This is a genomic window from Aeromicrobium sp. UC242_57, assembly GCF_044452305.1.
Lineage (GTDB): Bacteria > Actinomycetota > Actinomycetes > Propionibacteriales > Nocardioidaceae > Aeromicrobium.
Window position 1 is genome coordinate 726,884 of the sequence record NZ_JBIOAM010000003.1, and the last position, 13,121, is coordinate 740,004.

Annotated in this window: 18 protein-coding genes and 2 pseudogenes; 8 read left to right on the top strand and 12 right to left on the bottom strand. The window is 67.8% G+C overall.

Annotated features, from left to right (window positions below):
* Window positions 1-27 precede the first annotated feature (27 nt).
* From ACHMWU_RS14455 to ACHMWU_RS14470, 4 genes are all read right to left on the bottom strand, one after another.
* On the bottom strand, window positions 28-537 hold the full coding sequence (locus ACHMWU_RS14455; protein WP_396044704.1) for a TetR family transcriptional regulator: 510 nt from the start codon (window positions 535-537) through the stop codon (window positions 28-30).
* An 89-nt stretch (window positions 538-626) separates the two neighbouring features.
* Window positions 627-1,304 (bottom strand): phosphotransferase family protein, encoded by a 678-nt coding sequence (locus tag ACHMWU_RS14460; RefSeq protein WP_396044706.1) that lies wholly within the window; start codon window positions 1,302-1,304, stop codon window positions 627-629.
* Window positions 1,189-1,650 carry a phosphotransferase family protein gene (locus ACHMWU_RS14465; protein WP_396044708.1) on the bottom strand — a complete coding sequence of 154 codons (462 nt, stop codon included), beginning with the start codon at window positions 1,648-1,650 and terminating at the stop codon, window positions 1,189-1,191. Before ACHMWU_RS14465 ends, ACHMWU_RS14460 begins: the two co-directional genes overlap by 116 nt.
* Window positions 1,651-1,656: 6 nt before the next feature.
* Window positions 1,657-2,412: an SDR family oxidoreductase gene (locus ACHMWU_RS14470; protein WP_396044710.1), complete on the bottom strand. Its 756-nt coding sequence runs from the start codon at window positions 2,410-2,412 to the stop codon at window positions 1,657-1,659.
* Between the two features lie 169 nt (window positions 2,413-2,581).
* On the opposite strand from ACHMWU_RS14470, the gene ACHMWU_RS14475 reads away from it, so the two are divergent.
* Both ACHMWU_RS14475 and ACHMWU_RS14480 read left to right on the top strand, forming a co-directional pair.
* Complete coding sequence (locus tag ACHMWU_RS14475) at window positions 2,582-4,090, top strand: acyl-CoA carboxylase subunit beta (protein ID WP_396044712.1); 1,509 nt, start codon at window positions 2,582-2,584, stop codon at window positions 4,088-4,090.
* Complete coding sequence (locus ACHMWU_RS14480; protein ID WP_396044714.1) at window positions 4,090-4,317, top strand: biotin/lipoyl-binding carrier protein; 228 nt, start codon at window positions 4,090-4,092, stop codon at window positions 4,315-4,317. Before ACHMWU_RS14475 ends, ACHMWU_RS14480 begins: the two co-directional genes overlap by 1 nt.
* Window positions 4,318-4,409: 92 nt before the next feature.
* Here the strand turns inward: ACHMWU_RS14480 and ACHMWU_RS14485 are convergent.
* The 3 genes and pseudogenes from ACHMWU_RS14485 to ACHMWU_RS14495 form a co-directional block, all read right to left on the bottom strand.
* A pseudogene (locus ACHMWU_RS14485) lies at window positions 4,410-5,627 on the bottom strand (IS30 family transposase).
* A gap of 100 nt (window positions 5,628-5,727) precedes the next feature.
* Window positions 5,728-6,123 (bottom strand): globin, encoded by a 396-nt coding sequence (locus tag ACHMWU_RS14490; RefSeq protein WP_396044716.1) that lies wholly within the window; start codon window positions 6,121-6,123, stop codon window positions 5,728-5,730.
* A complete protein-coding gene (locus ACHMWU_RS14495) occupies window positions 6,120-7,040 on the bottom strand; it encodes a mechanosensitive ion channel family protein (RefSeq protein WP_396044718.1) in 921 nt (306 codons plus the stop codon). Before ACHMWU_RS14495 ends, ACHMWU_RS14490 begins: the two co-directional genes overlap by 4 nt.
* Window positions 7,041-7,073: 33 nt before the next feature.
* On the opposite strand from ACHMWU_RS14495, the gene ACHMWU_RS14500 reads away from it, so the two are divergent.
* Complete coding sequence (locus ACHMWU_RS14500) at window positions 7,074-7,355, top strand: hypothetical protein (protein WP_396044720.1); 282 nt, start codon at window positions 7,074-7,076, stop codon at window positions 7,353-7,355.
* Window positions 7,356-7,463: 108 nt separating this feature from the next.
* Window positions 7,464-8,456, top strand: a complete 993-nt coding sequence (locus ACHMWU_RS14505; protein ID WP_396044722.1) for an MDR family oxidoreductase — start codon at window positions 7,464-7,466, stop codon at window positions 8,454-8,456.
* A gap of 179 nt (window positions 8,457-8,635) precedes the next feature.
* Here the strand turns inward: ACHMWU_RS14505 and ACHMWU_RS14510 are convergent, their stop codons facing one another.
* Window positions 8,636-8,770, bottom strand: coding sequence for a hypothetical protein (locus ACHMWU_RS14510; protein ID WP_396047004.1), 135 nt, complete (start codon window positions 8,768-8,770; stop codon window positions 8,636-8,638).
* On the opposite strand from ACHMWU_RS14510, the gene ACHMWU_RS14515 reads away from it, so the two are divergent.
* The 3 genes from ACHMWU_RS14515 to ACHMWU_RS14525 are packed head-to-tail and all read left to right on the top strand — an operon-like array spanning window position 8,706 to window position 9,863.
* Window positions 8,706-9,221 (top strand): helix-turn-helix domain-containing protein, encoded by a 516-nt coding sequence (locus ACHMWU_RS14515; protein WP_396046768.1) that lies wholly within the window; start codon window positions 8,706-8,708, stop codon window positions 9,219-9,221. The genes ACHMWU_RS14510 and ACHMWU_RS14515 overlap by 65 nt on opposite strands.
* Window positions 9,222-9,228: 7 nt before the next feature.
* Window positions 9,229-9,603 (top strand): TetR/AcrR family transcriptional regulator, encoded by a 375-nt coding sequence (locus ACHMWU_RS14520; protein ID WP_396044724.1) that lies wholly within the window; start codon window positions 9,229-9,231, stop codon window positions 9,601-9,603.
* The gene (locus ACHMWU_RS14525; RefSeq protein ID WP_396044726.1) at window positions 9,591-9,863 is read left to right on the top strand and encodes a hypothetical protein; all 273 of its coding nucleotides are present in this window, start codon (window positions 9,591-9,593) and stop codon (window positions 9,861-9,863) included. Before ACHMWU_RS14520 ends, ACHMWU_RS14525 begins: the two co-directional genes overlap by 13 nt.
* 22 nt (window positions 9,864-9,885) lie before the next feature.
* On the opposite strand, the gene ACHMWU_RS14530 is transcribed toward ACHMWU_RS14525, so the two are convergent.
* From ACHMWU_RS14530 to ACHMWU_RS14540, 3 genes and pseudogenes are all read right to left on the bottom strand, one after another.
* Window positions 9,886-10,641 (bottom strand): SDR family NAD(P)-dependent oxidoreductase, encoded by a 756-nt coding sequence (locus ACHMWU_RS14530; protein ID WP_396044728.1) that lies wholly within the window; start codon window positions 10,639-10,641, stop codon window positions 9,886-9,888.
* 34 nt (window positions 10,642-10,675) lie between these two features.
* Window positions 10,676-11,491: an acyl-CoA dehydrogenase family protein gene (locus ACHMWU_RS14535; protein WP_396046770.1), complete on the bottom strand. Its 816-nt coding sequence runs from the start codon at window positions 11,489-11,491 to the stop codon at window positions 10,676-10,678.
* Between the two features lie 45 nt (window positions 11,492-11,536).
* Window positions 11,537-11,835, bottom strand: a pseudogene (locus ACHMWU_RS14540) (acyl-CoA dehydrogenase family protein); the annotation flags it as partial.
* Between the two features lie 78 nt (window positions 11,836-11,913).
* Here ACHMWU_RS14540 and ACHMWU_RS14545 point away from each other — a divergent pair.
* Window positions 11,914-12,519 (top strand): TetR/AcrR family transcriptional regulator, encoded by a 606-nt coding sequence (locus ACHMWU_RS14545; protein WP_396044730.1) that lies wholly within the window; start codon window positions 11,914-11,916, stop codon window positions 12,517-12,519.
* Here the strand turns inward: ACHMWU_RS14545 and ACHMWU_RS14550 are convergent.
* Complete coding sequence (locus tag ACHMWU_RS14550; RefSeq protein WP_396044732.1) at window positions 12,499-13,047, bottom strand: enoyl-CoA hydratase/isomerase family protein; 549 nt, start codon at window positions 13,045-13,047, stop codon at window positions 12,499-12,501. The genes ACHMWU_RS14545 and ACHMWU_RS14550 overlap by 21 nt on opposite strands.
* Window positions 13,048-13,121: the final 74 nt, after the last annotated feature.

Below are 13,121 nucleotides of genomic sequence, written 5' to 3' on the forward strand. Positions count from 1 at the left end.
GGCGTTCGGCGCTGAGCAGGTAGGCCATCAGGAGCCGCTTCGGCTCCGATGATCGACTCGGCATGCTCCTGGCCGTCGCGGATCGAGAAGTTCAGCATCGAGTAGACGATGTGCACCAGCACCTCGGCCATGATCGTGCGCCGCTCGCGTGGGGTGCCGGGGGTCAGCGGTGCCAGGAACCGGGGCGACCTCCGCGGCGAGCTCACGTTCGGTGACGGCAGCAGTCGCACGGGTGGCGGGCGTCGACTGCACCGCCAGCCAGACGGCGCGGCGCGAAGGGTCATTGGCCCACAGCGCGGCCATGTGGTCGACGAGGCGATCGAGGAATCGCAGCCAGTCGAGTGACGGGATCGCCTCGGAGAAGCTGCTGGCCTCGAGGCGCACTGCGACGGCGTCGACCCGGTCGAGCTCGCACACGATGACGTACTTGTTCTGGAAGAACTGGTAGAGCGTGCCGATCGGCAGACCCGCGCGGCTGGCGACCTCCTCGCACGTGAACGACTCGAAACCGACGTCGAGCAGCAGCTCACGCGCCACCAGGAGCAGGTGGTCGAACTTCTTGTGGCTGCGTTCCTGGGTAGGGCGGCGCCGGGGGTTCGAGGATCTCGGCCGTCACGGGCGCAACCCTAGCGTGAAGCAGCGCGTCCTGCGTCGATCAACGGCACAATCATGTCGCCGATGCCGTCAAAACCCGATCCAACGGTCTGCCCGCGCGAGTGCCGCAGGTGGATTCCTTCCAAGATCACCGCGAGCTTGAAGAACGCGAGCGACAGGTGGAAACCGAGATCGCTGACGTCGCGGCCGGAGCCGACGGCGTAGCGCTGGATGGTCTCGTCGCGGCTCAGGTAGCCAGGAGCGCGTGGTGCGTCGGTCACGACAGCGCCGGACGTCGAGGCGGACTCACCGAGCTGCTGGTACGCCAGCATCACCGCCAGGTCGGTCAACGGATCGCCGAGCGTGCTCATCTCCCAGTCGAGCACCGCGGTCACGGTGTCGGACGAGTCGACCAGGAGGTTGTCGAGGCGGAAGTCGCCGTGCACGATCGTACCGTCGCTCGACGTCGGGATGCCTGCCTCGAGCAGCGCGACAAGCTCGTCCATCCCGGGCAGCTCGCGGCTCCTGGACGCGTCGAGCTGCTTCTTCCAGCGTGAGACCTGACGCTCCAGGTAGCCATCGGGCCGGCCGAACTCAGCCAGCCCGATGGTCCGGTGGTCGACGGCGTGCAGCTCGACGAGCGTGTCGACCAGGCGTTCGGTGATCGCCCGCGTGCGTTCGCTGCCGAGTGGAGCGAGCTTGCGATGCACGGCTGTAGGGCGTGCCGTCGACGTGCTCCATGACGTAGAACGGTGCGCCGAGCACGTCGGGGTCGTCGCACAGGGCGATCATGCGGGGGACCGGCACCGCTGTGCTGGCCAGCGCCGACATGACGCGGTGCTCGCGTGCCATGTCGTGAGCCGTGGCCAGGACGTGCCCCAGGGGCGGACGGCGCACGACGTAGTCGTGGACGCCGTCCGTCACCCGGTAGGTGAGATTGGACTTGCCGCCGGTGATGAGGGTGGCGGTCAGCGGACTTGCGACGGCGTCAGGTGCCACCGAACGCAGCCACGTGGTCACTGCTGAGGAGTCGAACCCCTGGGGATCGGTGCTCATGGCAGATCAGTCCTTGGGTCCGCCGGCGACGTACAGCACCTGGCCCGACACGTAGCCCGACTTCTCGTCGGCGAAGAACGAGATCGCGTTGGCGATGTCCTCGGGGTAGCCGACTCGCGCGACGGCGATCTCCTTGGCCGCGTGTGCCTTGAAGTCTTCGAGGCTGACGCCGATGCGGTCGGCGGTCTCCTGGATCATCTCGGTCACGGTGAAGCCGGGGGCGACTGCGTTGGCGGTGATGCCGAACTTCCCGAGCTCGATCGCGAGCGTCTTGGTGTAGCCCTGCAGTCCGGCCTTGGCCGCGGCGTAGTTGGCCTGACCGCGGTTGCCCTGGGCGGACGTCGACGACAGGTTGATGACGCGGCCGAACTTGGCCTCGACCATGTACTGCTGCGCGTGCTTGACGGTGTTGAACGCTCCGCGCAGGTGGACGGCCATGACGAGGTCCCACTCGTCGACGCTCATCTTGAACAGCAGGTTGTCGCGGATGATGCCGGCGTTGTTGACGATGACGGTCGGGGCGCCGAGCTCAGCGGCGACGCGCTCGACGGCGGCCTTGACGCTGTCGGAGTCGGCGACGTCGGCGCCGACAGCGAGGGCGCGGCCTCCGGCGGCGATGATCTCGTCGACGACGGGCTGGGCTGCTGCTTCGTCGAGGTCGAGGACGGCGACCTGCATGCCGTCGTCGGCCAGTCGCTTGGCGGTGGCAGCGCCGATTCCGCGGGCTGCTCCGGTGACGATCGCGGTACGGGTCTCGGTCACGGTGGTTCTCCTCGTCTGGGGTCTAAGCGCTTGCTCAGTAACGTCTCCAGCACGGTAGCGCACTCCTTGCCGGATGTGCGAGAGCATTCGGCGACACGCTTCCGGCAAATATGAGGACTTCCTCACCTTTGTGTATAGTTGAGGCATCCCTCATGTTTTAGGAGACGATGTGGCGAAGCTCGACCAACCCGAGGTTGTCGAAGCAGCAACACCTGCCGATCAGCGTGACACCCTCACGCAACGTCGGAACACCCGATTCGCTCGAGTCGAACCCAAGGGCAAGCGTGTCTACACGGCCCGGGAACGTGCCGAGATGCTCGTCGACGACGGCTCGTTCGTCGAGATGACGCCGATGCGTTCGGCTGGTGCGGGTTCTGGCAGCGGCGTCGTCGCCGGCTGGGGCACGACCGACGGCCACTCGGTCGTCGTCGTCTCGCACGATGCCGCCGTCGCGTCCGGAGCGATCGGTGCCGTCATGGCCGAGAGCATCCAGAAGGCGCAGCGCTTCGCGATCGACAAGGGCTACCCGATCGTCTACATCAACGACTCCGGTGGAGCTCGTATCCACGACGGAATCTTCGCCCTGCACGGCTGCGGCGGCATCTTCGCGCTCAACATCGAGGCGCAGAGCCGGATCCCGCAGATCTCGCTGATCCTCGGTCCGTGTGCTGGCGCTGCGGCGTACTCGCCGGCCCTCACCGACTGGACCGTCATGGTCAAGGAGCAGGGACAGATGTTCCTGACCGGCCCCGACATCGTCAAGGCCGCCACCGGCGAGGACGCCTCGGCCGAGGACATCGGCGGCTCCGCGCTGCACACCAAGACCAGCGGGGTGGCCCACCTCGAGGTCGACTCTGAGGAGGACGCCTTCGACGCGACCCGTCTCCTGCTGTCGTTCCTGCCGACCCACAAGGGAGGCAAGCAGAAGCGTCACGACGCAGTGCCGGCCAACCCCGGTGCGGTCGCGGCGCTGCCGACTCTCGTCCCCGAGAAGTCCAGCATCGTGTTCGACATGAACAAGCTGCTCGACGGCGTGCTCGACAACGGTGCACGGCTCGGAGCCGTGCCGACCCACGCACCCAGCATCCTGACGTTGTTCGCCCGCATCGACGGTCATGCCGTCGGTGTCCTGGCCAACCAGCCCAACGCTCGCGGCGGAATCCTCGACTCGAAGGCGTCGGTCAAGGCGGCCCGGTTCGTGGAGTTCTGCGGCCGTTTCGACCTGCCTGTCCTGACCTTCGTCGACGTGCCCGGCTTCCTGCCCGGCACGGTCGAGGAGGGCCGCGGCGTCATCACGCACGGCGCCAAGCTGTTGAAGGCCTACGTCGACACCAAGAGCCCCGAGCTCACGGTCGTGGTGCGCAAGTCGTACGGCGGCGCATACATCGCAATGGGCTCGGCCTCGCTCGGCGCCCATGCCAACTGGGCCTGGTCGAACTCCGAGATCGCGGTCATGGGTCCCGGAGGTGCTGTCGCACTGCTGCACCGTCGCGCGCTCAAGGAGGCCGAGGACCCGACGGCCCTGCGCGACGAGCTCGCTGCGGTCTACCGCGAAGAGGTCGCTCGCCCCTACCTGGCCGCCGAGGCCGGGATCGTTGACGACGTCATTCACCCTGAGGAGACTCGCGACCGCATGATCGCCGCCCTGCGTATGCTGACCCACGGAGCGGGTGAGTGATGTTCCTCGCCCGCGCTGAGATCGTCTCGAACGTCTGGAAGCTCGTCGCCCGTGAGGGCGACCAGGTCGCGGTCGGCGACACGCTGGCCATCCTCGAGTCGATGAAGATGGAGATCCCGCTGGTCGCGCAGGCCGGTGGTCACGTCAGCAAGATCCTGGTCGAGCTCGGTCAGATCGTCCAGGAGGGCGATCCGATCATGGAGATCGACGAGACCGCCAGCGCCTGACGCCCGCCCCAACCACCCGCCGATCCCGCGAGTGGTGCGCTTCGGACATTCTGAGACGGGCAAAGTCAATGGGTGGTGGCAACGGGTTGGTTTCACGCGGCCTCTTTGAGGAGCGTGTTCAGCGCTTGGGCTGGGGTCTTGAGGTTCAGCGTCGGGCGGGGACGGCGGTTCAGGGTCGCTGCGACGCGGGCGAGGTCCTCAGCGCTATGGACGGACAGGTCGCTTCCCTTCTCGAACCAGAACCGCAGTAGACGGTTGGTGTTCTCGTTCGTGCCGCGCTGCCAGGGCGAGTGCGGGTCACAGAAGAACAACTTCGTGTCCAACGCGGCTGGATGTCTTCATAGGCCGCGAGCTCGGACCCGCGGTCCCAGGTGATCGACTGCCGCAAGTGTTTGGGCAGGTCACGCATCGCGTCGATCATCGCCGCCGCGACGGTCTGCGAGTCATGGCGATCTGGCAGGTGCAGCAAGATCGTGAACCGGGTTGTGCGCTCGACCAGCGTCCCGATCGCGGACTTCGAAGCCGGTCCAACGATCAGGTCACCTTCCCAATGACCCGGAACAGCACGGTCGTCGACCTCAGCGGGCCGGTCGCTGATGGTGAAGGCCTCCTTGTAGGGACTGCTGGCCTTGCGATCACGGGTCTGTGGTCGCCGGTTCGCGCGTTTCAGGCTGAGGTTGCGGTGCAGGTCAGCGCGCAGCTCGCCACGGGTCTGGACGTAGAGGGCCTGATAGATCGTCTCGTGGGACACCCTCCAAGTGTGATCGTCACCGAACGTCTTCGTGAGCATCCCGGCGATCAAGCCCGGCGACCAGCCCTCGTCCATCGCGGCCTCGATGAACCGGCACAACGGCCCGTTCGTAGCGAGCTTGAAGGCCTTGGGCCGGCGCCGCAAGCTCGGCTGCCAACCGGTGAGCGACCGACGCGTAATAGACCCCGTCCGGGCTCGACGACCGGTTGACCTCACGCCAGACCACCGACTTGTTCCGGCCGATGAAGGTCCCGATCTGCGCGTACGACATCTGCAAACACCGACCGGCCTGAATCAACGACCTATCCATCATCGACAACGATCGACGGCAAGACGATGAGGGCTTTCCTGGCAATGACGGTGGGATCGGGGCCACCAGACCGCCGCCATCTTTGCGACCGACAACGAGAGCAAGTTCCATCCGCCCAGACTGGCGCCACCAACGCGTCGCGGATCCAACCGACGCGCCGACACTCTGAGCCGCCGCCAGCAGCGACATCCCGCCACACACCGAATCAACGAAACGCTCACGCGTCCCAGGTTCGAACAACTTCACCATGACAACACTCCAATTCAACAAGCGTTGTCACGACCATATGAATCTGCCACGGCGTGTCTGTCCAAGACGCACCACTCGGGGACCGGTTTGCACCACTCGCTCAGTCGGGCGTGTTGATCATGAAGTTCGCGGCGTGCTGCACGTAGGCCCAGAACTGAGCGTCCTGCTCGGGCGTCAACGCCGCCTTGTCGAGGCCGGCGCGGAAGTGGTGCAGCCACCGGTCGCGCGCAGCCGACGTCACCTCGAACGGCGCGTGGCGCATCCGCAGGCGGGGGTGCCCGCGCTGCTCGGAGTACGTCCCGGGGCCGCCCCAGTACTGCTGCAGGAACAGGGTGAAGCGGTCCTTGGCGGGCTCGAGATCGGCCTCGGGGTACATGGGCCGCAACAGCTCGTCGGTCGCGACGCCGTCGTAGAAGACGTCGACGATGAGCTTGATCGTGTCGTAGCCGCCGATCTGGTCGAAGAACGTCAGCTGTCCACCGCTCTGCTCGGTCATGCCTGCTCCTCTTCGGTGGTCGTGCGGAAGGTCGTGGGGATCCGGATGCCCTCTTCGTCGAAGCGGGCCTTGACGCGTTGGCGCATCGCGCGGGCCACGAGCCACTGCTTCATGGGTGCGGTCTTGAGCACGACGCGCACGACCGCACCGTCCTTGTCGAACCGCTCGACGCCCCACACCTCAGGCGGTTCGATGATGATGCCGGCGAACTGGGCATCTGCCTGCAGGCTGTTGGCCTCGTCCTGCAGGATCTGCTGCACGCGGTCGAGGTCGGCGTCGTAGCCGACCGTGATGTCGAGGACTGTGCGTGACCAGTTCTGGCTCTGGTTGCCGACGCGCAGCACCTCGCCGTTGCGGACGTGCCATACCGTGCCGTTGACGTCACGCAGGCGGGTCACCCGCAGGCCGACGGCCTCGACGGTGCCCGAGGCGAGCCCGAGGTCGACGATGTCGCCGACGCCGTACTGGTCCTCGAAGATCATGAACGTGCCGGCCAGGAAGTCCTTGACGAGGTTCTGGGCGCCGAAGCCGAGGGCGACTCCGACGATTCCGGCGCTCGCGATGATCGGGGCGATGTCGATCGACAGCCTGGCCAGGACCATGACGACGACCACGGCCATGATCAGTCCGGTCGCGGCGCTCTTGAGCAGCGATCCCATCGCCTCGGTGCGCTGCTGTCGACGTTCGTACGACTCAGGGCGTAGATCAGCGAGGAACTCGCCGGCTCGGGAGTTGGCGATGACGCCGGGGACCGAGCCCTTGTTGGCCTGCCGGACGAGCTTGTCGATCGCGCGGCAGACGAACCAGCGGAACAGCAGCCCGAGGCCGATGATGAGGGCGATCGCGCCGGGCGTCGCCACGAACCAGTCGTAGGCCTTGCCCTCGGGCAGCTTCCAGTCGATGTCGAGGTGAGGCACGACCCCAGCCTACGGGTGGATAGGATGGACCCCATGAGGACTCCTGCTCGCGTGCTCGGTCTCGCGCTCTCGTTCGTGGTCATGTTCGTCGCCGGCACAGGCGCGGCCCTCGCCGACCAGCCCGTCGGACCTGCCTGGCCCGATGGCGAAGGTCGCAGCACCCTCGACACCTTGCTGGTGTTCGGCGGGGGAACGGTCGTCCTGTTCATCGTCATCTCGTTGTTCGGCCTGCTGACGGCGCGCAACAACTACGTCCCGCCGCCGCCCAGCACCGAGCTCGCGACGACTGGTGACAAGGCGCCTGTGCACCACTGAGCCAGCCCTGACTTCAACCAGCGCGTCTTCGGTCCTTCGACCGGAGGCGCGCTGGTCTTTTGTGTGAGCGTGCCTAGGATCGGACGTGAACCCGTGATCGGAGCGCACATGATTCCCGCCAGCTTTTCCCGCCTACGTCCTCTCGGAGAAGGGGGAAGCCGGCCCGCCGGGGTCGAGCTGACGCCGGCCGATCTGCCTGACGGCGACGTCGTGGTCGAGGTCGACTACTCGTCGCTGAACTACAAGGACGGCCTGGCGGTGTCCGGCCAGGGCAGGATCGCCCGCTCGCTGCCGATGACGTGCGGCATCGATCTGGCCGGTCGGGTCGTCGAGTCGTCGTCGGCAGACTGGTCCGAGGGTGACGAGGTGATCGCGACGGGCTGGGGCCTGTCCGAGACCGAGCAGGGTGGCTACACGAGGTATCAGCGGGTCAGGTCGCAGTGGTTGGTCCGCAAGCCGTCGGCGTTCTCGGCGTTGGAGTCCATGGCGATCGGCACAGCCGGGCTGACCGCGATGCTGTGTGTCCTGCGCCTGCAGGCCCATGGTCTTCGCGACGGCGCCAAGATCGTCGTGACGGGTGCGAGCGGTGGTGTCGGCAGTGTCGCTGTGGCCTTGCTCGCCAGGGCTGGCTACGAGGTCGAGGCGTCGACGGGAAGCGCCGCGTCGCACGAGCTCTTGACATCGTTGGGTGCCAGCTCGATCATCGACCGGGCAGAGCTCAGCGAGCCGGGGCGTCCGCTGGGCAAGGAGCGCTGGGATGCCGGCGTCGACACGGTCGGCAGCCACACCCTCGCGAACGTGCTGAGCCAGATCTCGTACGGCGGTGCCGTCGCCGCCTGCGGTCTGGCCGGTGGTGCTGACCTGCCGTCCACGGTCATGCCATTCATCCTGCGTGGAGTCGACCTCCTGGGCGTCGACTCGGTGTACGCGCCGATCGAGCGCCGCGTCGAGCCCTGGGACCGGTTGGCCGCTGACCTGCCGTCAGACGTGCTGGCCCAGATGACGACGGTCAGGGCGTTCGACGACCTCCCGCGGCTCGCCGACGACATCCTGGCGGGCGCGACGCAGGCCCGCGTGGTCATCGACGTCGCGGGCGCCTAGGGCGCCGCTGGGAGGCCGCGGCCTCGAGTCGCCGAATCCTGGCGACCTACTACGGTGGAATGCGGCGAGACGGAACCTCAGTCTCGCCATCCGGGGGGAGAAGCTGTGGCAGAGATCGAGCATGCCCACAGGCGTGCGAGCTATGGGCCGACGAGTCCGAACGTCGGGGTGCGGGGCAGTCAGACGCGCGAGCGGATCATGGCCGAGACGTTGGAGCTGTGCGCGCGCACCGGGTTCCAGGACACCACGGTGCAGGACATCGCCGACGCCGCCGACGTGTCCCGCGCGGCGCTGTACCAGTACTTCGGCAGCAAGGAAGAGATCCTGCGGGGAGCTGCTGGACTCCTGCGCGCTCGCGCTGCACGACGTGATGGACGACGCCGGCCGCCTGGGTCCGACCGCAGACGGGCTGGCTCAGCTGCGCTCGTGGATCGTCGCGTGGAGCCGGGTCCACGAACGTCACGCAGCGCTGTTCGTGCGGTGGGCGGGCGTCGACTGGCCGGTCTCGCACGAGCCTGCGCGAGAGCTCGAGCGGCGCGTGGCCAGCTGCCTGGCTTCGACCGGTCTGACGGGCATGACTCCGGAGGAGGCCGGCGTGCTCGTCGCCGGCGTCGTCCACCGGTACACCGTCGTGCGCTCTGCGGAGGGTCGCTCGTCAACGGCGCACGCAGAGGCTGCCGACGAGGTAGCGGTGGCGCTTCAGGCGGTGCTGTTCCCGGCCACTGCGCGGGAGGTGCTGGTCGCCGCGGCTACCGACCCGGGTGAGCATCTCGTGCGGGAGGCTCCGCGGAGCGGGCCGTCGCGCCTGGAGGCCGTCCTGGCGGGTCTGAGCGCCCGCAGCGCCCGCACCGTCCACCTCATCGTCCGTGCAGGAGCCGACTCGTTCGCCGAGCAGGGCTATCACGACGCGAACGTGGACGCGATCGTGAAGCGGGCGGGGTTCGCCCGCGGCACGTACTACAAGTACTTCGCCGAGAGCTCGACCTGCTGCTGGTCCTGGCCGACGAGTTCGAGAACCGCGCGAACCGTGCTGATCGGCGTGCTGGGTCAGCTGGGACCGGCCCTGCGGTCCGTGACGACCTGCGCGCCTGGGTTCGCGACTTCTTGGTGCTCCGCCGCGCGTACCTGGGGGTCATGCGAGCGCTGATCGACCGGTCACCGGATGATCCCGAGCTCGAGGGGAGCCGGGAACGGTTCCGGCAAGCCATCTCGACCACGGTCGGGTCGCTCGTCAGCTCTGGCGAGCTCGACGGAGTCGTCACGCCGTGGGCCGCCGAGGTCGTTCTGCTCGGAGCACTTGATCGTCTGCCCGAGGTGTCGGGCCATTCCGCGAGACCCGATCAGGCCGTCGAGCTCGTCGCGCTGGTGCTGGAGCGCGGACTGCTCGGTCTCGACCTGACCGGGTGAGCGACGGTCAGCCCAGCACGTCTCAGCGGGGCGCCATGCGCAGCGCGCCGTCCATGCGGATCGTCTCTCCGTTGAGGTAGTCGTGGTCGACGATCATCGCGACGAGCTTGGCGTACTCGGCGGGCTCGCACAGTCGCTGCGGAAACGGGACGCCTGCTGCCAGCCCGGCGCGGAACTCGTCGCTGACGGTCGCGAGCATCGGCGTGTTGACGATGCCGGGGGCGATCGTGCAGACGCGGATCCCGTGCTGCGCCAGGTCACGGGCAGCCGGCAGGGTCATGCCGACGATGCCGCCCTTGGAGGAGGCATAGGCGACCTGGCCGATCTGGCCTTCGTAGGCTGCGATCGAGGCGGTGTTGACGATGACGCCCCGTTGTCCGTTCTCGTCGGCCTCGTTCTGGGCGATGGCCTCGGCAGCAAGGGCCAGCACCGTGAAGCTGCCGACGAGGTTGACGTGCACGATCTTGGCGAACAGGCCCAGGTCGTGGACTCCCTTGCGGCCGAGGATGCGGGCAGACGGACCGATACCGGCGCAGTTGACGACGGTGCGCAGCGGAACGGTCTCGTTGGCCGTCGCCACCGCGGCCCGCACCTGCGTCTCGTCGGTGACGTCGGCGGCGATGTAGGTCACGCCTGCGACCGAGGGAGCCTGGTCGATCGACGCCTGCAGGTCGAGTGCGTAGACCGAGGCGCCCTGGGTGGCCAGCAGGGCGGCTGTCGCGGCCCCTAGGCCGGAGGCGCCGCCGGTGACGATGGCGGCGGTGTCGTTGAGTTGCATGCTGCTCCTGTGGGTGGGGGTGGTGACGGGTTGCTCAGCGCGCGAGGTTGCGGCTGATGACGAGTCGTTGGATCTGGTTGGTTCCTTCGAAGATCTGCATGACCTTGGCCTCGCGCATGAAGCGCTCGACGGGGAAGTCCTTGGTGTAGCCGGCTCCGCCGAGCACCTGGACGGCATCGGTCGTGACCTTCATGGCGTTGTCGGTGCAGATCATCTTCGCGATCGACGCCTGCCGCGAGAACGGACGTCCGGCGTCTCGCAGGCGCGCAGCGGCCAGGTAGGTCGCCCGTGCCGATTCGACGGCGGCAGACATGTCGGCCAGCACGAAGCCGAGTCCTTGGTGGTCGATGATGGCCTTGCCGAAGGTCTCACGCTGCTTGGCGTACGCGACCGCGACGTCGAGGGCTTCCTGCGCCAGCCCGGTGGCGACCGCGGCGATGCCGAGCCGCCCAGAGTCGAGTCCGGCCAGGGCGATCGACAGCCCTTGGCCCTCGGCCCCGAAGCGACGCTCGGCAGGGATCCGGACGTCGTCGAACAGCATCGTGGCTGTCGTCGAGCTCATCAGCCCCATCTTCTGCTCAGGCGTGTCAGCGGTCAGGCCGGGAGTGTCGGCCGGCACGAGGAAGCAGGAGATGCCAGAACCCTTGCTCCCTGAGCCTGTCGAAGGCTCGGACGTCCGGGCCATGACCTTGTAGAAGTCAGCCCGGCCGCCATGGGTCGTCCAGGCCTTGGCTCCGTTGAGGACGTAGTCGTCTCCGTCACGTACTGCGCGCGTGCGCATCGCGGCAGGGTCGGAGCCGGCGTGTGCCTCGGAGAGGCAGTAGGCGCCGAGCTGCTCTCCCGACAGCATCTCGGGCAGCCAGTCGTTCTTCTGCTGGTCGGTTCCGGCGGTGAACAGGCCGAAGCACGACAGTGCGTGGACGCTGACGCCGACTCCGACACTCGCCGACGCCGACGCGATCTCCTCGAGGGCCTGAAGATAGACCTCGTAGCTCTGTCCGCCGCCACCGAGCCTTCGGGATACGGCAGGCTCAGCAGCCCGGCACGCCCCAGCGTGCGGTAGACGTCGCGGGGGAACTGGGCGGCCGCGTCGAGCTCGCTGATCACGGGCCGCAAGCCGTTGTCGACGATCTGGCGGGTCAGGTCGATCAGGTCGGCCGATTCGGGGGTGGGCATCAGGCGATCTGCCGGCATGGTGGCTCCTGCGTCGTGGACGGACTCGGCTCTGTACGCACAAGTGTACCCAAGAACTGTTCCTGGTACAGTCACCCTATGTCGACGAAGGACGAGAGCCTCAGCGGACGCACCGAGAACCTGCGTGACGGCATCATCGACATTATCCTGGCCGAGGGATTCGCCAACCTGCAGATGGCTGAGATCGCAGCGCGTCTGAACTGCTCGAAGTCGACGCTGTACGCGATCGCTCCCAGCAAGGAGCAGCTGCTGGTCTCGGTCGTGCGGACGTTCTTTCGCCGATCGACCGAACGGGTCGAGGAGGCAGTCGACCCACAGGCTCCCGCCGTCGAGAGGATCGACGCCTACCTGAGCGCCGTCGCGGCCGAGCTGGCACCAGCATCGGCGGCGTTCTTCGCAGATCTCGAACGATTCGCCCCGGCCCGCGACATCTACCGGCAGAACACGATGATCGCCGCTACCAGGGTGCAGTCGCTCGTGCAGGAGGCAGCGCCTGGCGTCGACTCGGCGTTCCTCGGCGCAGTCGCGGCGCAGACCATGGAGTCGATCCACCGTGGTGACATCGCGCGAGCGACCGGGCTCGACGACTCGGCCGCCTATCGCTCGCTCGCGAGCCTCATCGTCGCGGGTCTGTCCGGCGGCCAGCACCGCCCGGCGCCGCGGTCAACCAGCCGCGTCGGTTGACCGTTCGTCGACCAGGCCCCAGTCGAGGGCCTGCTCGAGCCCGACCGTGGCACCCGACAGCACCATGAAGGCCGTCCGCCACGGGCCGATGCGCCGCCGGATGCTCGCGGTACCGCCGTCACCTGGCACCAGCCCCATGCCGAGCGCAGGCAGGCCCACCGTCGTGCCGGGCTGCGCGACGATCCGTGAGGCGAAGGCCGGCACCTCGATGCCAGCGCCGAAGCAGGGCCCGTGCAGCTCGACGGTCACCCGGTCGGCGACCCGGTGCAGCGCCAGACCGACGCTCTGGCCGAGGCCCCGCGCGTGTGCCGCGCCGACGTCGGTCGTCTCACCGAGCTCGTCGAGATCCGTGCCGCTGCTGAAGCTGGGTCCGTTGCCGCGGATCACGACCTCGGTGATCGTCGCATCGTCCTCGGCGAGCCGCAGGGCGTCGAGCAGCTCGGCGCGCAGATGTCGATCGATCACGTTGCGGCGCCCGGGACGGTTCAGGACGATGTCGAGCCGGTTGACGGTGCGTTCGACGAGCACCGGCCCGTCGACCGAGGAGTCGTCGTGCGGCAGAGAAGGGGAGTACCAGGCGGCGAGCCTCCGGGCCGGCGAGC